The sequence below is a fragment of the Sulfitobacter sediminis genome (genome assembly GCF_040811725.1).
Classification (GTDB): Bacteria; Pseudomonadota; Alphaproteobacteria; order Rhodobacterales; family Rhodobacteraceae; genus Sulfitobacter; species Sulfitobacter sediminis.
Genome location: NZ_JBFNXX010000009.1, coordinates 66,614 through 87,137, shown reverse-complemented (window position 1 = coordinate 87,137; position 20,524 = coordinate 66,614). Strand labels below are relative to the sequence as shown.

General features: G+C 61.3%; 22 protein-coding genes. 6 read left to right on the top strand and 16 right to left on the bottom strand.

The features are described from left to right. Positions 1-3 precede the first annotated feature (3 nt). The 3 genes from AB2B41_RS13185 to AB2B41_RS13175 are packed head-to-tail and all read right to left on the bottom strand — an operon-like array spanning position 4 to position 1,861. On the bottom strand, positions 4-834 hold the full coding sequence (locus tag AB2B41_RS13185) for a carbon-nitrogen hydrolase family protein (RefSeq protein ID WP_367878353.1): 831 nt from the start codon (positions 832-834) through the stop codon (positions 4-6). Next, the gene (gene grxC / locus AB2B41_RS13180; protein ID WP_367878262.1) at positions 834-1,091 is read right to left on the bottom strand and encodes a glutaredoxin 3; all 258 of its coding nucleotides are present in this window, start codon (positions 1,089-1,091) and stop codon (positions 834-836) included. The genes AB2B41_RS13185 and grxC overlap by 1 nt, the downstream gene beginning before the upstream one ends. Positions 1,092-1,126: 35 nt before the next feature. Continuing rightward, complete coding sequence (locus AB2B41_RS13175) at positions 1,127-1,861, bottom strand: double zinc ribbon domain-containing protein (RefSeq protein ID WP_367878261.1); 735 nt, start codon at positions 1,859-1,861, stop codon at positions 1,127-1,129. Positions 1,862-1,872: 11 nt separating this feature from the next. On the opposite strand from AB2B41_RS13175, the gene AB2B41_RS13170 reads away from it, so the two are divergent. Continuing rightward, the gene (locus AB2B41_RS13170) at positions 1,873-2,691 is read left to right on the top strand and encodes a methyltransferase domain-containing protein (protein ID WP_367878260.1); all 819 of its coding nucleotides are present in this window, start codon (positions 1,873-1,875) and stop codon (positions 2,689-2,691) included. Between the two features lie 80 nt (positions 2,692-2,771). After that, the gene (gene hemH, locus AB2B41_RS13165) at positions 2,772-3,818 is read left to right on the top strand and encodes a ferrochelatase (protein ID WP_367878352.1); all 1,047 of its coding nucleotides are present in this window, start codon (positions 2,772-2,774) and stop codon (positions 3,816-3,818) included. A gap of 32 nt (positions 3,819-3,850) precedes the next feature. On the opposite strand, the gene yghX is transcribed toward hemH, so the two are convergent. From yghX to AB2B41_RS13150, 3 genes are all read right to left on the bottom strand, one after another. After that, positions 3,851-4,738 (bottom strand): YghX family hydrolase, encoded by an 888-nt coding sequence (yghX, locus tag AB2B41_RS13160; protein WP_367878259.1) that lies wholly within the window; start codon positions 4,736-4,738, stop codon positions 3,851-3,853. Between the two features lie 145 nt (positions 4,739-4,883). Next, positions 4,884-5,066 carry a hypothetical protein gene (locus AB2B41_RS13155; protein ID WP_367878258.1) on the bottom strand — a complete coding sequence of 61 codons (183 nt, stop codon included), beginning with the start codon at positions 5,064-5,066 and terminating at the stop codon, positions 4,884-4,886. A 143-nt stretch (positions 5,067-5,209) separates the two neighbouring features. Continuing rightward, positions 5,210-5,821, bottom strand: coding sequence for a L,D-transpeptidase (locus AB2B41_RS13150; protein WP_367878257.1), 612 nt, complete (start codon positions 5,819-5,821; stop codon positions 5,210-5,212). 169 nt (positions 5,822-5,990) lie between these two features. Between AB2B41_RS13150 and dalA the strand changes: the two genes are divergently transcribed. After that, positions 5,991-6,500 carry a divisome-associated lipoprotein DalA gene (gene dalA / locus AB2B41_RS13145; RefSeq protein ID WP_367878256.1) on the top strand — a complete coding sequence of 170 codons (510 nt, stop codon included), beginning with the start codon at positions 5,991-5,993 and terminating at the stop codon, positions 6,498-6,500. A gap of 12 nt (positions 6,501-6,512) precedes the next feature. On the opposite strand, the gene AB2B41_RS13140 is transcribed toward dalA, so the two are convergent. From AB2B41_RS13140 to hslO, 7 genes are all read right to left on the bottom strand, one after another. Continuing rightward, positions 6,513-7,010: a L,D-transpeptidase family protein gene (locus tag AB2B41_RS13140; RefSeq protein ID WP_367878255.1), complete on the bottom strand. Its 498-nt coding sequence runs from the start codon at positions 7,008-7,010 to the stop codon at positions 6,513-6,515. Positions 7,011-7,112: 102 nt separating this feature from the next. Then, the gene (locus AB2B41_RS13135) at positions 7,113-8,336 is read right to left on the bottom strand and encodes a class I SAM-dependent RNA methyltransferase (RefSeq protein WP_367878254.1); all 1,224 of its coding nucleotides are present in this window, start codon (positions 8,334-8,336) and stop codon (positions 7,113-7,115) included. Positions 8,337-8,372: 36 nt separating this feature from the next. Beyond that, positions 8,373-10,133 (bottom strand): ABC transporter ATP-binding protein, encoded by a 1,761-nt coding sequence (locus tag AB2B41_RS13130; RefSeq protein ID WP_420014295.1) that lies wholly within the window; start codon positions 10,131-10,133, stop codon positions 8,373-8,375. 75 nt (positions 10,134-10,208) lie between these two features. Continuing rightward, on the bottom strand, positions 10,209-12,053 hold the full coding sequence (locus AB2B41_RS13125) for an ABC transporter ATP-binding protein (RefSeq protein ID WP_367878252.1): 1,845 nt from the start codon (positions 12,051-12,053) through the stop codon (positions 10,209-10,211). A gap of 169 nt (positions 12,054-12,222) precedes the next feature. Next, entirely contained in the window at positions 12,223-13,401 is a 1,179-nt protein-coding gene (locus tag AB2B41_RS13120) for a CCA tRNA nucleotidyltransferase (protein WP_367878251.1), read from the bottom strand. Then, positions 13,377-13,973: a CoA pyrophosphatase gene (locus AB2B41_RS13115; RefSeq protein ID WP_367878250.1), complete on the bottom strand. Its 597-nt coding sequence runs from the start codon at positions 13,971-13,973 to the stop codon at positions 13,377-13,379. The genes AB2B41_RS13120 and AB2B41_RS13115 overlap by 25 nt, the downstream gene beginning before the upstream one ends. Next, complete coding sequence (gene hslO, locus AB2B41_RS13110) at positions 13,966-14,964, bottom strand: Hsp33 family molecular chaperone HslO (RefSeq protein ID WP_367878249.1); 999 nt, start codon at positions 14,962-14,964, stop codon at positions 13,966-13,968. Before hslO ends, AB2B41_RS13115 begins: the two co-directional genes overlap by 8 nt. Positions 14,965-15,042: 78 nt before the next feature. Here hslO and AB2B41_RS13105 point away from each other — a divergent pair, with 78 nt between their 5' ends. Further along, positions 15,043-15,480 (top strand): NUDIX domain-containing protein, encoded by a 438-nt coding sequence (locus tag AB2B41_RS13105; RefSeq protein WP_367878248.1) that lies wholly within the window; start codon positions 15,043-15,045, stop codon positions 15,478-15,480. Here AB2B41_RS13105 and AB2B41_RS13100 read toward each other — a convergent pair. After that, positions 15,454-16,752: a PP2C family protein-serine/threonine phosphatase gene (locus AB2B41_RS13100; RefSeq protein WP_367878247.1), complete on the bottom strand. Its 1,299-nt coding sequence runs from the start codon at positions 16,750-16,752 to the stop codon at positions 15,454-15,456. The genes AB2B41_RS13105 and AB2B41_RS13100 overlap by 27 nt on opposite strands. Positions 16,753-16,814: 62 nt before the next feature. On the opposite strand from AB2B41_RS13100, the gene AB2B41_RS13095 reads away from it, so the two are divergent. Beyond that, positions 16,815-17,240 (top strand): Hpt domain-containing protein, encoded by a 426-nt coding sequence (locus tag AB2B41_RS13095; protein WP_367878246.1) that lies wholly within the window; start codon positions 16,815-16,817, stop codon positions 17,238-17,240. 10 nt (positions 17,241-17,250) lie between these two features. On the opposite strand, the gene ilvA is transcribed toward AB2B41_RS13095, so the two are convergent. Further along, positions 17,251-18,483 (bottom strand): threonine ammonia-lyase IlvA, encoded by a 1,233-nt coding sequence (ilvA, locus tag AB2B41_RS13090; RefSeq protein ID WP_367878245.1) that lies wholly within the window; start codon positions 18,481-18,483, stop codon positions 17,251-17,253. A 124-nt stretch (positions 18,484-18,607) separates the two neighbouring features. Here ilvA and AB2B41_RS13085 point away from each other — a divergent pair, with 124 nt between their 5' ends. Further along, positions 18,608-19,828 (top strand): argininosuccinate synthase, encoded by a 1,221-nt coding sequence (locus AB2B41_RS13085; protein WP_367878244.1) that lies wholly within the window; start codon positions 18,608-18,610, stop codon positions 19,826-19,828. Here AB2B41_RS13085 and AB2B41_RS13080 read toward each other — a convergent pair. Beyond that, a complete protein-coding gene (locus AB2B41_RS13080) occupies positions 19,825-20,514 on the bottom strand; it encodes a sulfotransferase-like domain-containing protein (protein ID WP_367878243.1) in 690 nt (229 codons plus the stop codon). The genes AB2B41_RS13085 and AB2B41_RS13080 overlap by 4 nt on opposite strands. Positions 20,515-20,524 lie beyond the last annotated feature (10 nt).

Sequence of the window (20,524 nt, the reverse complement as noted above, 5' to 3'; positions counted from 1 at the left end):
CCCTTACGGGCCGGAAAAATCGCGTGCGTTGTCGAGGCTGGGCACCCGGCCACGCGCTTCGTTCACTTTTTCCATATTCAGATCAAACTTGTAAACGCCGTGGGCCGTTCCTGCGTCAAGAAGCACCTCGCCCCAGGGGTCGATGACCAGAGAATGACCGTAGGTGTCGCGTGTCTTGTTCGTCGCACTTGCATGGGTGCCGGTCTGCGCGGGTGCAATGACGAAACACCCCGACTCGATCGCGCGGGCGCGCAGGAGCGCATGCCAATGCGCTGCCCCCGTCACCGGAGAAAATGCCGCCGGAACGGTAAAGATCTGCGCGCCGGCTTTTGCGAGAGCGCGATAAAGGTGAGAGAACCGGACGTCGTAGCAGACGGTCATCCCGACACTGGCGAAATCCGTCTCGGCCAGCACAGCCTGCGTGCCCGGGCGGTAGCCTTCCGATTCGCGCCATGTCTCGGTTTCGTTGATCTGTACGTCGAACATGTGGATTTTGTCGTACTTCGCGACGATCCCGCCATCGGGACCGATCAGAAAAGACCGGTTGGCGAAACGACCGTCCGCGTCGCCTGTCTTGAGCCCGAGCGAGCCGATCAGCAGCCAGATGCCCGCCGCCTTCGCCTCGGCCCTCAATGCCGCCAGCGTGATGTCGTCATCCTCGAGCTGCAGCACATCCTTCTGGTGTTTCCGGCTGGTCGAGATGCAGTTCGTTACCTCCGGTGTCAGCACGAACTCCGCGCCATCCGCGACGGCCTGCCGCAACATGCCCACCGTTACAGGCAGATTTGCCGCCGGATCGTCCGTCACGTTCAGTTGCAGGATCGCGCCCTGCATCATGCCGCCAAGAGCGCGTCGAGCTTTCCCGCACGCTCGAGCGCGTGCAGATCGTCACAGCCACCCACGTGCTTTCCACCGATGAAAATCTGCGGGACCGTGCGCCCACCGTTTGCGCGTTCGATCATCTCGGCCTTGCGATCGGGCTCGGCCCAGATATCGACCTCGGAAAATTCGACACCCTTGCTTTTCAGCAGGCGTTTGGCGGCATGGCAGAACCCGCAGAGGGGCGACGTGTAGATTTCGACAGGTTGCATGACCGGACCTTTCAACAGATGTGTTGAAAGGTGATTTAGGCGTCTTTGGCCACGCGCGCCAGTGTCACCACGCAAACCGGGCCCGATCCTGCCTCCAGACAAGCGCGCGTGCTGGCGGCCAGCGTCGCGCCTGAGGTCATCACATCGTCGACCAGGAGTATCGGCCGGCCGATCAGGCGGTGCCGCCGGCGGGGGTGCACCCGGATCGCGTTCTCAAGTGTTTTCAGGCGCTCTTCCCGGCTCATCCCGTCAAGGGATCGTGTGCGCCGGAACCGCTGGAGAAGATCGGGGCACATCGACCGGTCGACCTTTGCGGAAAGCACATGCGCAAGGAGTGCGGATTGATTGTACCGCCGCTTGATCATCCGCTGCCAATGCAAGGGCACAGGTGCAATCAATGTGTTTGGCGTGATGAGTTGCGCCGCCACCTTGGCCAGCCACAGCCCTGCCGGGCGGGCGATCTCCTGCCGGTCGCCGTGCTTGAGGGCCAGCACCACCTTGCGGCCGGTATCGCGATAGAGAATCGCCGCGCGCCCGCGCGACCACGGCCTCGGGTGCGCAATACAGTGATCGCAATGGGCCCCCTCGATATCCTCTGCACCGGGTAAGGGCGTGCCGCAGGCATCGCAGATTGCCCCCCCGATGAACGACGTGTCACGCCAGCATGCGCCGCAGAGGCCGAAGTCCCCGTCAACAATCGCCCCACAGGTCAGGCAGCGCGCCGGATAAACCGCGTTCAACCCTGTTTGAAGTCCGTCCAACAACGCCATATGTCACCCGAATGAGGCAGCAACCGACCATGACCGACACCAGCGCCCTCGCCCGGCAGCGCGCCCGCGCGCGCAGCGATGCGCTTTTCCTGCACGAGGCCGCCGCCGACGAGGTGCAGGATCGTATGACCATGGTTAACAAGTCGTTTAACGCGACTGCTCTTGTCACTGGATTTCCCAGACTCTGGTCAGATCGTTTTCCGGACGCCGCGATTATTCCTGACGACGAAACCCTCGTGCTCGAACCCGGCACGCAGGATGCGGTGATCCACGCAATGTCCCTGCACTGGGCGAACGACCCCATCGGCCAGTTGATCCAGTGCCGCCGCGCGTTGAAACCCGATGGAATGCTGATCAGCGCCTCCCTCGGCGGTCGGACCCTGAACGAATTGCGGGCCTGCCTTGGTCAGGCCGAAGCGGCCGTGACAGGTGGCCTGTCGCCTCGCGTCGTTCCGATGGGAGAGCTGCGCGATCTGGGGGCGCTTCTCCAGCGGGCGGGTCTTGCCTTGCCCGTCGCCGATGCGCTGCCGCTCACTGTGTCATACGCGGATGCCTGGGCCCTGATGCGCGATCTGCGTGCCATGGGTGAGACGAACGCCCTAGCCCATCGCCTGCGGCGCCCGACGCGGCGGAAAGTTCTGGAAGAAGCCGCAGATCTATACCAAACGCATTTTTCTGGCCCCGATGGCCGCATCACCGCGACTTTCGAACTGATCTTCCTGACCGGCTGGGCACCGTCCGAAAACCAGCCGAAACCCCTGCGCCCCGGATCAGCGCAACAGCGGCTTGCCGACGCGCTTGGCACGACCGAGACCAAACTGCCCGATTGACCATTTCGACAAAGCCCCTATCTGACCCCCCAAGAATTGTCTAAGGGACCAGGGACATGGATTTATCTAAGGACCACAAGATGCAAGCCGCGCGCCCCGCACACGCAAATGACGACCATCCGGTCATCCCGAAACAGCGTGTCGGTGTGCTGGTCGCAAACCTGGGGACCCCGGATAACTACGACTACTGGTCAATGCGCCGTTACCTGAACGAATTCCTATCCGACCGCCGGGTCATCGACTATTCGCCCTGGGTCTGGCAGCCGCTCTTGCAGACGATCATCCTGACCAAGCGTCCCTTCACCTCCGGTGCCGCCTACAAGTCGATCTGGAACGAGGAAGAAGGCGAAAGCCCCCTCATGACGATCACCAAGGCGCAGACAGCGAAGATCACCGCCGAAATGAAGAAACGGTATGGCGATGACGTCATGGTCGATTTCTGCATGCGCTACGGGAACCCCTCGACCCAGTCCAAGGTCGAGGCGATGACAAAGGCGGGATGTTCAAAGATCCTCTTCTTTCCGCTCTATCCGCATTACGCCGGAGCGACTTCAGCCACCGCCTGCGACGCGTTCTTCGCAGCGCTGGGCAAGGAAAAATGGCAGCCCATCGCGCGGGTTGTTCCGCCCTACTACGACCGCCCCGATTATATAGAGGCCCTCGCACAATCCATCGAGCGCGCCTATGCGGCGGCGGAGAAGCGGCCCGACATCCTGATCTGCTCCTACCACGGTGTGCCGCAGCGCTACCTGATGGAGGGCGATCCCTATCACTGCCAGTGCCAGAAGACTACGCGGCTTCTCAAGGAGCGGCTCGGATGGAAGGACGCCGAGATCATGACAACCTTCCAGTCACGGTTCGGCCCCGAGGAATGGCTCAAGCCCTACACAGTTGAGGAAGTCGCCAGGCAGGCCGAGCTTGGCAACAAGAATATCGCCGTCTGCGCCCCCGCCTTCTCGGCCGATTGCATCGAAACGCTGGAAGAGATCAACGAAGAGATCAAGGAAAGCTTCGAGGAAGCGGGGGGCGAGCATTTCACCTATATCCCCTGCCTCAACGATGATGATCTGCATATCGAGGCGCTGTCGAACGCGATCAGCGAGAACCTGAAAGGCTGGCTGGACTGACCCGTCCAGCCTCTGCGCAACGCACGGTTCCTTCAGCTCAGATACTTGCGGAAATGCGCCAGCGTGCGCTCCCATGACAGCTTTGCCATCGCCTCGTCATAGCGTGGGGTACTGTCGTTGTGAAAACCGTGGTTTGCCCCTTCGTAGATGTAGGCTTCGTAGGTCTTGCCGTGTTCCTTCAGCGCCGCCTCGTAGGCAGGCCAGCCTGCGTTAATACGCTCGTCCAGTTCGCCGTAGTGCAACAGCAATGGGGCCTGAATTTTGGGCACATCTTCCGCCGCCGCTTGCCGGCCGTAATAAGGCACCGCCGCTTTAAGCTCAGGATAGGCCACCGCTGCGGCGTTCGACACGCCCCCACCGTAGCAGAACCCGGTGATTCCCACATTCCCCGTTGATCCCTCGTGGTCCATGAGAAATTCGATCGCCGCAAAAAAGTCATTCATCAGCTTTTCCGGATCGACCGTCTTTTGAAGCTCCCGCCCCTCGGCGTCATTGCCAGGATAGCCGCCGACCGACGTCAAACCATCCGGGGCAAGCGCCATGAAACCTTCCTTGGCCAGACGCCGCGCGACATCCTCGATGTATGGGTTCAGACCCCGATTCTCGTGCACCACGACCACTGCGGGCAACCTCCCGTCCGTATTTGCCGGTCGCACCAGATACCCCCGCACTTCACCATGGCCGTTTGGGGAGGGATACATGATGTACTCAGGGAAGATATCCGGATCGTTGAACGACACCTGCTGCGCAAGGGCGTAGTCTGGCGACATCATTCCGAGAATCGCCGCCGCGGTCAGCCCGCCCACGGCAAATTTCCCTGCACGATCCAGGAACTGGCGTTTCGTGATCATGCCGTGCGCATAAAAATCATAGAGTTCGAGAAGTTCAGGATCGAAATCCCTGGCCGTCAGTCGTTGCATCACGGTGCCCCCCTGTTGCGTGTTTTTGTTACTAGAATTCTAGCACAGGAAAGCGCGCAGAGGCCGTCCAACAACGACATGGGGGCGTAAACAAAAAAAGGCGGTGCCGAAGCACCGCCTTTTTTGCTTGATCAGCTTGTTCCGATTAGTCGGAAGCAACTGCCGCTGCGATCACTGCCAGCAGGATCAGCGGGATCAGGATGCCGGAGGAAGAACCGGTTGCTTCTTCAACAACAACGGGTGCTTCGATGACCGGGTCTGCCAGCGAGCCAGCGTATGCTGTCGATGCAGCAGCCGTCAGTGCAGCGGCGAGAACGAGTTTCTTCATAGTAATAACCTCCAGAATTGGCGTGCACCGCAAATGCGGGCGCACGCGCCCAAGACTTACCTCGTAGGAACTTTCTAAACAGCATAAGCACGGGATTGCAAACCCGGATTCCGCTGAAGGGACCCACAAGCGCCGGAATGTCGTCAAATAAGCAACACTTGCGTGCCCACTTTGGCCATCCCGAAGAGTTCGGCGATATGCTCGTTGTACAAGCCGATGCAGCCGTTGGACGATTTCCGGCCAATCTTGCGGGTATCATGGGTCCCGTGGATGCGGTAATACGTCCAGCTCAAGTACAAAGCATGGGTTCCCAAGGGGTTATCCGGGCCGGGGCCGATATAATCGGGCCATTCAGGATTACGCTTGAGCATCGACGGCGTCGGACGCCAGCTGGGCCCCTCGACCTTCTGCACAACTTTTGTGCGACCGCGGCGCGTCAGGTCCTCAGTCAGCGGCACGGAAGAGGGATAGAGCTTGTAGATGCTCTGATCCTCGGACCAGTAGTGCACAGCGCGGCTGTCGATATCGACGAGAATCGCGCCATCGTTCAGCGTGTCGAAATAGGGCTGCCAGTCGAGCGTGCGGAAACTCGAGATGTTCCGGCGAACGGTCTCGGTGAGGTCACGCTCGACCTGTGTGGTCGCGGCGGAGTTCACCGAGCTGGTGTTCTGCGCAAGCGCCGGCGTGGCCAGCAGCGCGGCGCCGCCTGCGATGAAGTTGCGGCGGTTGGTCAGGGAGAATTTCTTGTCAGACATCCTGTGTCTCCGAAATTTGCATTTCTGCGGGTACCTGCCGAATATATTGCCCGAAAGACGCAGTATCAAATCAAACAACTGTCAGGCGGCGCGCTCACGCTTATGTGCGTTTGAACTGCAACGCTGCGCACGATAAGGCAGTGCGAAAGCCAAATCCGTGGAGCAGCCGATGATCCGTATTTTGTCCATCCTCGTGGCCCTCGCAGTCGCCATTTCGGCCTGCGCACCTGCCGCTCCGCGCCTTGGCACAGACGGCAAGCCCCTGCCGCGGGCCTACCGGATCAGCCCCGGCGACACCGGCAAGATCCAATTCCGCATGCTTGATTCGGTCAATGCGCTGCGCCAGGCCGGGGGCCGCGCGCCGGTGGCGCTGAACCCGCAACTGAACGCCGCGGCGGCGACCCACTCCCGCGATATGTCCGTGCAGAACCGGCCGTGGCATTTCGGTTCCGACGGCTCCTCCCCGATCGACCGGGTGAACCGCGTGGGATACCAGGGGCAGCTGGTGGGCGAGACAATCTCGGAAACCTACGAATCAGAGCTCGAAACGCTTGCCGCCTGGATGGATCAGCCCGACACGCGGCGTGTGATCATGTCCCCGGATGCCCGCGACATGGGCTTTTCCTGGTACCAGGAACGCAATGGCAAGATCTGGTGGACAATGGTGATGGGCGGCTAGGCCGCCCTCCCGTCAAGGATTGATCTGAATCGGCGTGCCGTCGCCAACCATGGCATAGATATCCTCGATCTCCTTGTTGCGCACCGCGATGCAACCCCAGGTCCAGTCACCCTTGTCCGTTTTGAAGGGATGTTTCTGGCCGTGGATAAAGATATCGCCGCCCGGCGATTTGCCGAGTTGCTGCGCACGCTCCCTGTCACGCTCGTTCGGATAGGAAATACCGAGCGACAGGTGGAACTGGGAATTCGGATTGCGCCGGTCGATCAGATAGATGCCCTCGGGCGTCTTGCCGTCGCCTTCCACTTCCTTGTGTCCTTCCGGAGCAAAACCCAGTCGGATGTTGTAATTCTCGAGCACCTTGTCGTGGTGCAAAAGGTACATGTTGCGCGACCCCTTGTTGACCACCACGTAGGTGACCTCGGGCCCGTCATAGCGTTTGAATTTGCTGTTCGCGCAGGCACCCAGCGAGACCAGCGCCGTGCCTCCTAGAATCATTGTCCTGCGATTCATCGTTTCTGCCCCTTTGCCGGCGTGTGCCGGCCCGTTTCTTATGGCGCAACCATATACCAGAAAATGAATCGTTCAAAAAGCCGTCGCAGGCAAGGCCGACGTTCAATTCGCAAAGCGTGTCAGCGAGGCCGCAAGCTCCACATGGGCGGACCAGCGGAATTGGTCGACGACCTGAACCCAGTCCAACCGATAACCCGCATCGCAAAGCATCCGTGCGTCGCGGGCAAAAGTCACAGGGTTGCAGGACACGAAGGCGATGCGCGGCGTGCCGGCTTTGCAGATTTCCGCGACCTGCCGCTCCGCCCCGGCCCGCGGTGGGTCGATCACGACGGCCTCGAACCGCTTGAGTTCGTCGGGCAGGAGCGGTCGGCGAAAAAGATCGCGTGCCTCGGTCGACACTTTCTTGAGCCCCTCGGTCCTGCGCCAGCCCAGATCCAGCGCCGCCAGCATCCCGGCCTCCCCCTCGACCGCGTGTAGTCGCGCCTTCCCGGCCAGCGGCAGCGTAAAGGTCCCGCAGCCCGCAAAAAGATCGACAACCTCTCCCGCATCGCCCACCGCCTCCTGTACAGCGGCAAGCAGCGTGGCCTCGCCCTCTGCGCTGGCCTGCATGAAAGCACCGGGCGGTGGCACCATCTCGGCACCGCCGAAACGCTGCACCGGGGGGAAGCGTGTGGCGATCACCTCATCCTCCCATGCAAGTCGCGCAAGCCCAAGCTTTTCGCAGCGTTGGGCAAGCGTCAGGCGCAGCGGCCCATCGAGCGGCTTGCCGTTGGCGACCGACACATCGAGACCATTCTCCGAAAGCGTGACCGTCACCGCCAGCGTCCCCTTGCGGCTGGCACCCGCAATAGCCAGCGTCTGCGCAACCTCCAGCCCCGCCATCAAATCGGGTTTCAACAACCGGCAATCGGGGATTTCGACGATCACGTCGGACCCGCGTCCGTAAAACCCAGCCATCGCGCCCTTCTTGGTGCGCCGGGCGGCAAATGTCGCGCGGCGTCGCGATTGCGCGGGCGACGTGGCGATCGGCCTGAATTCCGTCTCCAGCCCCTGTGCCTCAAGCGCCTTGCGCACAACCTCGACCTTCCAGTCGGCGACAAAAGCATCGGAGGCATGCTGCAACGCGCAGCCGCCGCAGGCCTTGAAATGGCGGCAGGGGGGCGACACCCGATCGTCCGACGGTTTCACGATGCGAATGTCTTCCAGACGCTGACCCGACAGCATTCCTGTCACCACCTCACCCGGCAGCGTTACGGGCGCGAAAACAGGGCCCTCGGCAATGCCGTCCCCGTGGTGGCCAAGTCGAAGTATTCTGTGTTCGGTCATGCCCCGATCTACCGCGCGGCGACGGGACACCCAAGCCTATTCCGCGGCCTTCAGATCGAGAAATCCGCCGGACTGGCGCTGCCAATAGCGCGCGTAAAGTCCGTTGCGCGCCAGAAGATCGTCGTGCGTGCCGTTTTCCACGATCCGGCCCGCATCCATCACGACAATCCGGTCCATTTCCGTCAGTGTCGAAAGCCGGTGCGCGATGGCCAGCACCGTCTTGCCTTCCATCACCCGCGTCAGGGCCTCCTGAATCGACGCCTCGACCTCGCTGTCCAGCGCGGATGTCGCCTCGTCCAGCACCAGAATCGGGGCATCTTTCAGGATCGCGCGCGCCAGGGCGATCCGCTGGCGCTGACCGCCGGACAATTTCACACCACGCTCACCCAGATGGGCGTCATAACCACGCCTTCCCTTGTGATCCTCCAGTGCCATGATGAAGTCATGCGCCTCGGCCCGTTTCGCCGCGGCGATGACGTCTTCGTCGGTCGCGCCGGGACGACCGTAGAGGATGTTATCCCGCGCCGAGCGATTGAACATCGCGGTTTCCTGCGTGACCATGCCGATGCTGCGCCGCAGGCTTTCCTGCGTCACGGTACGGATGTCGGTTCCGTCGATGCTGACACTCCCTTCTTCGGCCTCGTAGAGCCTGAGCAGCAGAGCAACCAGGGTCGATTTACCGGCACCCGAGGCACCTACGATTCCCAGCTTTTCACCCGGTTTCACGGTGATCGAAATATGCTCGATCCCCCCGGTCTCGCGCCCATAGGCAAAACCAAGATCGTCAAAGGCAATCTCGCCCCGCGCTACCTCAAGCTCGGTCGCATCCGGTGCATCCTCGACCCGCACACGGGGCGTCAATGTGCGCATCCCGTCCTCGACCTCGCCGACGTTCGCATAGATGGCCATCAGCGTGAAACTGACCCAGCCGGTCATCTGCGCGATCCGAATCGCGATGGCACCCGAGGCGACGATGTCGCCCTCGGTGGCGATGCCCTGCTGCCACAAAAGGATCGTCCCGCCGATCAGCAGCACCGGAAGCAGGCCCGCGAGGCTCATCAAGGCAAGCCGAAATCCGGCCGCCAGATACCCGAATTCAAGCGCCCGCTGCCGGAAGGTCTGCATCGCGCCCAGCGCCGCGCGATCCTCGTGATCTGCATGTGCGAAAAGCTTGACGGTCTTGATATTGGTGATCGTGTCAACCACCTGCCCCGACACCATCGCGCGCGCCCCGGCCCGGCCCGCCGAACGTTTGCGTACGCGCGGCAGGAACCAGCGGATAAGCGCGAAATAGGCCACCAGCCAAACGGCGAAACCGATCGCGACCCGCCAGTCGATGGCCAGCAAAAGCGCGACCGAACCCGCAAGCGACGCCAGCGCAAAGGCCACCACGTTGATCATCTCGGAGGCGACTTCGGTCACCGCCCGTGCCGCCTGCATCTGTTTCTGGGCGATTCGCCCGGCAAAATCGTCGTCGAAGAACCCGACGTTCTGCCCCAGCGTCCAACGGTGCAGGCGCGACAGCACCAAGGGGTTTATGTTGGGCTGCACCATGATCGCGTTCGATGCCGATGACAGACCAAAAAGCACCGGCCTTGCGATCAGAAAGAACGCCAGCGCCCCGATGATCAGCCCGAGGTTCTGACCGCTGAAGAACGCCTCTGGCCCCGCGCTGATCGTGGCATCGATCACCTTGCCCAGGATCCACGCCGTTCCGGCCTCCATCGCGCCCGCCGCTGCCGACAGAAAGGCGGCCAGCCACAGCACCGGCCATGCCCCCGACAGACACCAGCGCATGAAAGCCCCCAGCGTCTGCGGCGGCGGACCGTCAGCCGTGGCAAAGGGATTGATCCAGTCAGCTACTTTCACGCGCTATTCCTCGGCAACCTGATCCAGCTTCAGAAAACCGCCTGACTGGCGGCTCCAGAAACTGGCATATAGGCCGCCCTTCGCCAAAAGCATGTCGTGACTTCCTTCTTCGACAATCCGCCCTTCATCCAGCACCACGATGCGGTCCATTTCGGCGATGGTGGACAGCCGATGGGCAATCGCGATCACCGTCTTTCCCGCCATCATGCCATAAAGCGTTTCCTGAATCGCCGCCTCGACCTCGCTGTCGAGCGCGCTCGTCGCCTCGTCCAGGACGAGGATCGGCGCATCCTTCAAGATCACCCGCGCAAGGGCGATACGCTGGCGCTGACCACCGGACAGCTTCACACCCCGCTCGCCTACGCGTGCGGCGTAACCACGGTGCCCATCGGCATCGCTGAGACCCTGAATGAACTCATGCGCGCGTGCCTGTTCGGCCGCCGCGATCATCTCGTCCTCATCTGCTTCGGGATTGCCGTAAAGGATGTTGGCACGCACCGACCGGTGCAAGAGCGAGCTGTCCTGCTGCACCATCCCGATCTGTCGCCGCAGGCTGTCCTGCGTCACTTCCGAGATGTCCTGCCCGTCGATCAGGATGCGACCCCCTTCGACGTCGTAGAATCGCAGCAAGAGCTTGACGAGGGTCGACTTTCCGGCACCGGAACGACCCACAAGGCCGATCCGTTCACCCGGTTCGATGTGCAGCGTCACGCCCTGCAGACCGCCTTGCGCCTGCCCGTAATGATGGGTCAGGTTCTCGATCTCGATCCGTCCCCGTTTCAGCTTCAACGGCTTTGCGTCCTTCTTGTCCACCAGCGCGATAGGCTGGGCGATGGTCTCCATCCCCTCGGCGACAACGCCAAGCTCGCGGAAGAACGTCGAAAGCGCCCACATGATCCAGCCGGTCATGGCATTCAACCGCAGTGTCAGCGCCGCTGCCGCCGCGACAACACCCACCGATGCCTGACCCCAGGTGCAGAGCGCCAGCGCCCAGCCCACGACGCCAAGGATCAGCAGACCGTTCAGAATGGTCAGGCCCACATCCATGATGGTGAAGATGCGCATTTCCTTCTGGAACGTGCGCCGCGCATGCTCGATCGCCTCACCCGCGTGGGCAACTTCCAGATCATGGTGCGCGAACATCTTGACCGAGTGGATGTTGGTATAGGCATCCACCACGCGCCCCGTCACCTGGCTGCGGGCGTCCGAAGCCGCCTGCGAGGCAGGCCCAACGCGCCGCACCGTCCATTGCACCAGAAAGGCGTAGAGTACGAACCAGATCAGCAGCGGCAGCATCAGCCGCCAGTCCGAGGTGCTGAGCAGGATCGCGGCACCGATCAGGTAGGCCAGCGAATAGGAAATCGCGTCGAAGGTCTGGAAGATCACTTCGCCAGCGGCCGGCGGCGTCTGCATGATCCGGTTGGCGATCCGGCCGGCAAAGTCGTTCTCGAACCAGCCCACCGACTGCCGCAGAACCTGCCGGTGCGCGCGCCAGCGGATCAGGGTCCCGAAATTAGGCAGGATCGCATTGTTCAACAGCGCGACATCAAGCCCCTGGATCAACGGGCGCAAAAGCAGGATGAAAAGCGCGACCAGCAAAAGCTCGGTACCATGGTCGGCCCAGAGTTGCGCGGGGTCCGAACCCAGCAGATCGACAAGGCGACCCATGTAATAGATCAGCCCGATCTCGATGGTCGCGACAACGACTGAGAAAAGCGCGGCGACGACAAAGACGCGTTTGAACGGCTGACAATAGTCCCAAAGGAACGGCCAGAGCCTCTGCGGCGGTGTGTCGGTTTGGGCGTAGTCGGTATAGGGATCAATCAGGTTTTCGAAAAAACGGAACATGGGCGAATGCCTTGAATCGGGATATACCAGATGCCCGGATGCGCCTGCTGCGCGCTCCGGCAAGAGACGTGGTTATGACGGCTTCAGCCGAACCAGATCCCGCGATACATCTTGTAACCCTCCATGTTCTGGAAACCTGCATAGACGAGCGCGGCCTTCGAGTCGACCCTCAGACACCCTTGAGCAGCGCAACCTTGCCGAGTGAAAAGCCGGAATCGATCCATCTCTGCTCAAGCTCTTTCAACTTCGCGCCCAGCGCGGGACCTTGATAATCCGGCTGCAGATCCGCTGCCTTCACGGGGAATATTGCGCGACTGGCCTCTGAAATCGTCTCTAAAAGAGACAATTCCGGCGTTTCCCGTGCCAGGGCGGCACGGAGCAACATGGCGCCCTGCGCAACATTGACCCCGTGTCGATACGCGATCTCGGCCAGAGGCGGTCCGTTGAAACCGATATCCTGCATCAGACCCAGACGTCTCGCATCGGCTTTGCTCAGCCGGAACCGTTCCGCCACGTTTTCACCACCAAGGAGGGCAAGGCGGTTAATCCAGCAAGGCTCGAACGACAACTCGCCTTCCAGATGGACGAGGATCGGCACAAAACAATCGTCAGCGCCGGGCAATACGGTGGGAAGGACACCGGTTTGCCGCATCGCCGCCAGCGCCGGGCCGGGATCGGGCGCCGACAAGAGCTTGGCCATCTCCTGACCCACACGCTCGGCCGAAAGTCTCTCTAACCCGTCGATATTCGCAGCGATTGCAGCCATCGCATCGGCGTCGAAACCTTCCATCGGATCAGCGTACCAGGCGAAGAAACGGAAGAAGCGCAGAATGCGCAGGTAGTCTTCCCTGATCCGTGCCGCCGGATCCTCGATGAACCGGATGCGTCGGGCCAGAAGGTCAGGAAGGCCATCCAGCGGATCGACGATCTGCCCCTGTGCCGTGGCATAAAGCGCGTTCATCGTGAAATCGCGCCGGCGGGCGTCATCACTGATATCCTCGGAAAACGCCACAACAGCGCGGCGACCGTCGGTATCCACGTCCCGGCGAAAAGTCGTGATCTCGAAAGGCGCGCCTTGCGCCACGACCGTCACGGTACCGTGGTCGATCCCCGTTGGAACGGCTTTGAGCCCCGCTGCCTCGGCGATCTCCATGACACATTCGGGAAGCGCGTTGGTGGACATGTCGACGTCGCTGTCGGCCTGACCGATGATCGCGTTGCGCACGCAGCCGCCGACAAAGAAAATCTCGTACCCCGCCGCTTCGATGACTCCACAGACCTCTGCCGCGGCAGGGTCGTTCAACCAGCGCGTCTCGGGCGGGATCACGATGTCATGCGGTCGGACCATGCGCGCAGCATACGCGCGGTTGCGCCCCAGATGTAATAGGGGCCGTAGGGCACCGTGAAATAATGCCGCCGTGTGCCACGCCAGCGACGGGACTCGATGAGGTAGTTCCGGGGATCGGCCACATGCGTAAGCGGGACCGAAAAGACTTCATCCACTTCGCCGGGCTCCGGGATAACCTCGAATGTGTCTCTGACAAAGGCAAAAACCGGTGTAACGGTGAACCCCGTCACCGTTTCATGCGCAGGCATCGTCCCCAGTACATCAACCAGGTCATAGGGCAGACCGATCTCTTCGTTGGCTTCACGCAAGGCCGCGGCGATCACATCCGCGTCGCCCTCATCCTGTTTGCCGCCGGGAAAGGCGATTTGACCCGGATGATGCTTGAGTGCCGAAGACCGTTTCGTCAGCAACAGGTGCAGCCCATCGCCGCGCGCGACGATGGGTGCCAGAACGCCTGCAGGGCGCAGCTTGCGCCCCTCGGGCAGCTTCACATCAGGGTTCAGGTCGAAATCGGAGGTCTCTGCACCTGCCCGGCCCAGCGCCTCGCGCACCTGCTCGATACTGTCAATCACCGGAGGCTGCTTCGGCTTCGAACCCCACGGTCGCGGGGTCGAGATCGTAATGCGCCCCGCAGAACTGACAGTCAGCGGTCACGCGGCCATCGTCCGTGGTCATCTTCTCGATGTCCTTTGCGGAGTAGATCGACAGGCTCTGGCGCACGCGGTCCTCGGAACAGGTGCAGCCAAAACGCACAGCCTGCGCGTCGAAAACGCGGGGCGCTTCCTCGTGGAAAAGGCGCAGCAGCAGGTCGGTCGGCGGAACGCTCGGGCCGATCAGTTCCAAGTCTTCGACGGTGTCGAGTAGAATGTTGACCCGGTTCCAATTCTCTTCCTCGTCGCCCTGGACCAGATCGCTTGCCGACAGCACGCCCCCGCTTCCCTCACCTCTGGCAGCGAAGGGCGACGCTTTCGGCATATGCTGCAGCATTACACCGCCTGCGCGCCAGTGTTCGGGCTCGGCTGGGCCAGAGGATCGGCCGAAACTCAGCGAGAAGCGTGTCGGTAGCTGCTCGGATTGGGCAAAGTATGCCTCTGCGCAAGCGGCGAGGGACTTGCCATCCAGCGGCGTGATGCCCTGATAAGGGGCCATGCCCTTGCCCTGGTCGATCATAATCGCGAAATATCCTTCGCCTACCTGGTCGAAGGGATCGCCGTCGGTCAGGCGGTCGGCATCGTAGCTTGCGTAGGCCCTGATCTGCGCAGAACGCCCGTCTTCCTGCGGCCCGTAGTAATCTGTCGCGATCATCCGCACAGCCCCCTTGGACTGAACCTGAAGCGACAGCTTCCACCGCAGCTTGATCGTCTGGCCAATCAGCGCCGTCAGCAACGCCATCTCGGCCACCAGCGCCTCGACCTGCGGGGGATAATCATGCTGGCTCAGGATACCTTCAAGCACACCGTCCAGACGGGCAACACGGCCACGCATGTCGCTTTTGTCCAGCTGGAAGGGCAGCACGCTGTCATCCCAGGCAATCTGGTTTCCGTTCGCGGTCGGGGCAGTCATCGGGGTTTCCTTATCTCGGGCCGGTTGGCATACCGCGTCTATATAGTCGGGGCAAGCAGTGGATAAAGGGGACCGGATATGATCAGGCGCGTCGGTGAAACGCCCCGCAAGGACATCTCCTATCGTCTCAGGCCCGGCGTTTACGCGATCCTGCCGCTTGGCGGGCGCTTCCTGCTGACGCTGCAAACCAGACCGCAACCCGATGTGCAATTGCCGGGTGGCGGCGTCGATCAGGGCGAATCGCCCTTGCAGGCCTTGCACCGCGAGGTGCTGGAAGAAACCGGATGGCGCATCGCGCGGCCACGCAGGCTGGGTGCGTTTCGCCGTTTCGTCTTCATGCCCGAATACGACCTTTGGGCGGAGAAGCTTTGCCATGTCTACTGTGCATTGCCGGTTTCCCGGATCACGGAACCGGTCGAGCCTGACCATCTGACGCTTCTATTGCCCCCGGACGACGCCATCGCATCGCTGGGCAACGATGGGGACCGGCTATTCCTCCGGCGTTTCGCGCGCTGACGCGGGACCGAGGTATTCAAAGAGGACGCCCGACACATCGTCCGAGAAATCTTCCGTCCCGGCAAAGCGTCCCAGTTCCCACACAAGGGCGTCGAAGAACTTCAGCCCACTGACTTGCTGCAGCCGTTCGGCTATGGCGCTCAACCCATCCTCACCCAGCATTCTTCCGTCCGGTGCAAGACACTCCGTCACCCCGTCCGAAAGCAGCATCAACCGGTCTCCGGATGCGAGCGTCAGCTCGAATTCGCGGAACTCGGCCCCGGCGATCAAGCCGATCGGAAACCCGCCGCTGCCGGTATGAATGACCGAACCGTCCTGCCTTTGCACGACGGGGTGGGGGTGGCCTGCCTGAGTCACGGTCACGCGACCCGTCGCAAGATCGACCAGCGCAAGGGCCATGGTCACATATTGCTCGGTCTCGATCTCTTTCAGGATGAGCCTGTTCAGGCATTCGGCCACCCTGGACGGCCCGATCGCGGCATAGCCTCCGCCTGCCCGCTTTGTCAGGGCAAAGTTCTGATCTGGCGATGTCTCAGACAGGATGCCGGCAAGCCGTGCTGTCATGAGTGCCGAACAGACACCATGACCCGAGACGTCCAGCGCATAGAGAAAAAGCTTGCCCGCATCGGCGGGAAAGAAGCCCACAAGATCGCCGCCGACCTGTCCGGCGGATCGCAGCAGCAAAGAAACCGCACCCTCGTCAAAATCACGATGACGCTCCCGGATCAGCGACTGCTGAAGCTTTTTCGCCTCCATCAGGTCCTTGTCGAGAAGGTCCTGAACGTATTTCAGCTCGTTCAGAGTGGCGCTGACGAGACGGTTGTTCTCCTGCAATTTGCGATGAACCCCGATGATCCTTTCACCGACGCTGATGCGTGCCCGCAACTCGTTCGAATCAACGGGCTTGGTCAGGAAATCGTCTGCGCCGGCGTCCAACCCATGGGCCACCTCCGAACGATCGCTCTTGGACGTCAGCAGGATGAAATAGCCGTATTCGGCCCCGGACATCTGCCGAAAACGGCGGCAGAATTCGATCCCCGACATGCCGGGCATGACCCAGTCGCTCAGCACGATATCAGGCAGCTCCTCTTCGCAGCGCTCCAGCGCTTCCTCGGCCGATCCTGCCTCCGTCACGTCAAAGCCCCAACCGGCAAGGGTGGCGCACAGGATGCGTCGCTGCAAGCGGCTGTCATCCACGATCAGAAGGCGATACGGAACCGCCGGTTTCGACGCCACCTCGACGTTGGCGGAGATCGCTTCGGATTGAGACATCTTGTTTCGTTCTTCTGCTGCCCAACCGGGTCAGTAGCGTGACGGTGCTTAAGGGAGGTTTAATGCTTGAAATCAAGGTGTTTTTGGGCGGGCAGCGTTGCGGTTTCTTAAGCACCTTCCGCGCAGAAAGGCACAAAGGGCAAACGAGGTATCCCATGATTGACTGGAACCGGGTCAGCCAGCTCCGAGACGAGGTCGGCAGCGAGGACTTCGAAGAAGTGGTCGCGTTGTTTTTCTCCGAGGTTGAAAGCGTGGTGACCCAACTGCAGGACGCTCCGGATCAGCAGACACTCGCGCTCAAGCTCCATTTCCTGCGCAGCGGCGCGCTGAATCTCGGGTTTGAGGATCTCGCCGCACTCTGTGAAGAAGAAGAGCGCAGGGCAGGTGACGGACTTTGCGATGATGCTGGCATTGAGCGTGTTCAGACTAACTATGCAGTGTCTAAACAGGGATTTTTGTCGGGTTTGGGGGATCTGTTGAGGGACTGAAGCTCCGGCGTCAGATCACGAATTGCGCGAGGGTTTCGTCGTTGGTGATGTCGGTATAGGTAAAGCCGGTCTCTTCGATACGCTTGAAAAGATTGTCGAAATTTTCCGGTTTGTCGGTCTCGATCCCGATCAGGACAGAGCCGAAATTGCGCGCCGACTTCTTCATGTATTCGAATCGCGTGATGTTATCGTGCGGACCCAGACGGTCGAGGAAATCGCGAAGCGATCCGGGACGCTGGGGCAGCCGGAGGATGAAATATTTCTTTAGCCCTGCGAACCGCTGAGCGCGTTCCTTCACCTCGGGCAGGCGTTCGAAATCGAAATTGCCACCCGTGACAACGCAGACAACCGTCTTGCCCTTGATCTGCTCCACGATGTCGCTCAGCGCCTCGATCGACATGGCCCCGGCAGGCTCAAGCACGATCCCCTCCACATTCAGCATCTCGACGATGGTGCAACAGATACGATCCTCGGGCAGGTCGATGATGTCTTCCCGTGCTACGCCCTTCAGCTTTTCAAACGGCCGCGCCCCGATCTTCGCCACGGCAGCACCGTCGACGAAGGAATCGATGGGCGAGACATCCACTGGCGCACCTTCTTCAATGGCGGCAGCAAGGCTCTTCGCGCCTGAGGGCTCGACAAAGGTATAGCGGCACTCGCTTCCGAAATAGCCGACGACGCCGGCCGACAGACCGCCACCGCCCACGGGCATTACGATGTGATCGGGCACACGGCCCAACTCCTGCTCGATCTCGACGGCGACCGAGGCCTGGCCCTCGATCACGTCGTCGTCGTCGAAGGGCGACAGGAAATGCGCACCCTTCTCGGCACAGAACTTCTGCGCGGCCACCAGCGTTTCGTCGAAATAGTCACCGACCAGTCTGACATCCGCGAAGTCGCCACCGAACATCTTGGTCTTGAAGATCTTCTGCTCGGGTGTCGTCACCGGCATGAATATCACACCCTGCACCCCGAAATACTTGCACATGAAGGCCAAGCCCTGCGCATGATTGCCCGCGGAGGCGCAGACGAAAAGCTGTTGATCGGGGATGACCTTGCGCATCGCGTTGAAAGCGCCCCGCAGCTTGTAGGAACGGACCGGTGTCAGGTCCTCGCGTTTGAGCCAGATCTCGGCCCCGAAACGGTCGGACAGCAATTCGTTCTTCAGCAGCGGCGTCGCTGGAAACACCTGCCGCATCTTCGCGGCGGCGAGCGTCGCCATTGCCTGGAAATTCTCTGTCATAGCCGTGCCTCCGGATGCCCGCCCCCTCGATAGGGATGCGAAACACATAGGTCAACGCGGCGCGTCGTCTTGCCCAAGCGCGGAAAACCGGATACCTCGCGAGCCAAGTGAGAAAGGAAATCCCATGTCCGCGCCCAAGAAAGTTGTGCTCGCCTATTCCGGCGGTCTCGATACCTCGATCATCCTGAAATGGCTTCAGACCGAATACGGCTGCGAAGTGGTGACCTTCACCGCCGATCTGGGTCAGGGGGAAGAGCTGGAACCGGCCCGTAAGAAAGCCGAAATGATGGGTGCCTCGGAGATTTACATCGAGGACATCCGCGAGGAATTCGTGCGCGACTTCGTCTTCCCGATGTTTCGCGCCAATGCGGTTTACGAAGGGCTCTACCTGCTGGGGACTTCCATTGCCCGCCCGCTGATTTCGAAGCGGCTGGTTGAGATTGCCGAGGAAGTAGGGGCCGATGCCGTGGCCCATGGGGCCACCGGCAAGGGTAACGACCAGGTGAGGTTCGAACTTTCCGCCTATGCTCTGAACCCGTCGATCAAGGTCATCGCGCCGTGGCGGGAATGGGACCTGACCAGCCGGACCAAGCTGATCGACTTTGCCGAAAAGAACCAGATTCCCATCGCCAAGGACAAGCGTGGCGAGGCGCCGTTCAGCGTGGATGCGAACCTGTTGCACACTTCGTCGGAGGGCAAAGTGCTCGAAGACCCCGCCATCGACGCGCCTGATTACGTCTACCAGCGCACCGTCGATCCGGAGAAGGCGCCGGACGAACCGGAATATGTCGAGATCGGCTTCGAGCGGGGCGATGCAGTCTCTATCAACGGCGAAAAGATGTCTCCGGCCACCCTGCTCACCAAGCTGAACGAGCTGGGCGGCAAGCACGGCTGCGGGCGGCTGGACCTGGTCGAGGGACGTTTTGTCGGCATGAAGTCGCGGGGCATCTACGAGACACCGGGTGGCACGCTTCTGCTGGAAGCACATCGCGGGATCGAGTCCATCACGCTCGACCGTGGCGCGATGCACCTCAAGGATGAGCTGATGCCGCGCTACGCCGAGCTGATCTACAACGGCTTCTGGTTCTCGCCCGAACGCAGCATGCTGCAGGCGGCCATCGACGCCAGCCAGACCCATGTGACGGGCACCGTGCGCCTCAAACTCTACAAGGGCCATGCCCGGTGCGTCGGCCGTTGGTCTGATCATTCGCTCTATTCCGAGGCGCATGTGACCTTCGAGGATGATGCCGGTGCCTACGACCAGAAGGATGCGGCAGGTTTCATCCAGCTGAACGCACTGCGGCTCAAGCTTCTGGCGGCACGGGACAGGCGGCTGAAGGGCTAAATCTTCCGCGCCGCCATCCGCTCGTAGTAGGGCAGCGCGCGCTCCATCAGCTTCTGCATATCAGGCTCTAACAGGGGCAATTCCCCCTCCGCTCCCGCAAATCCGGTGCTCTGATGGACCGCACCATACCAGTGTTTCGCCCAGATACCGTCCTCGGCCCTCGGCCCCGCAGGCCAATTCAGCATGGCAGGGTCAAAGGGTAGACCAATCGCGTCGCAAATCCTGCGGAGCATTTCCTCCGGATCGGCGCGAATATCTGTGCTGTCGACCACGACCCCGCCCAGCTCTTCGTAAACCGCGACCTGCTGCGCAAACCCGATGTCTTCCAACGTCGGGCTTTCGCGCTTGGCGGTGTAGCTGGCGATCACGCGCGCGGGGTGGCGGATCAGGTGGAGGTGCACACAGCCTTCTGCCCATCCCATCGGAAACCCGTCCAGCATGTGATGCGGCATGTGCTTCATGTAGAGATGCGGCGTGCCCTCTGACCGGCAGGCCAGATCGACCTTGTTAGGGTCTGTTTCATGGGCGTCGAGGATCTCTTCCCGCATCGGGTGATCTGCACCGCCTGCAGCGAGAAAGGCCGCGTAGAACGGCTCATCCATCACCGCAAAATCTTGGCGGGCCCCAAAGCTGTACATCATCGCCGTGCTCAGATTACGCGGCCCGGACCACATTGCGATACGCATGGCCTTCTCC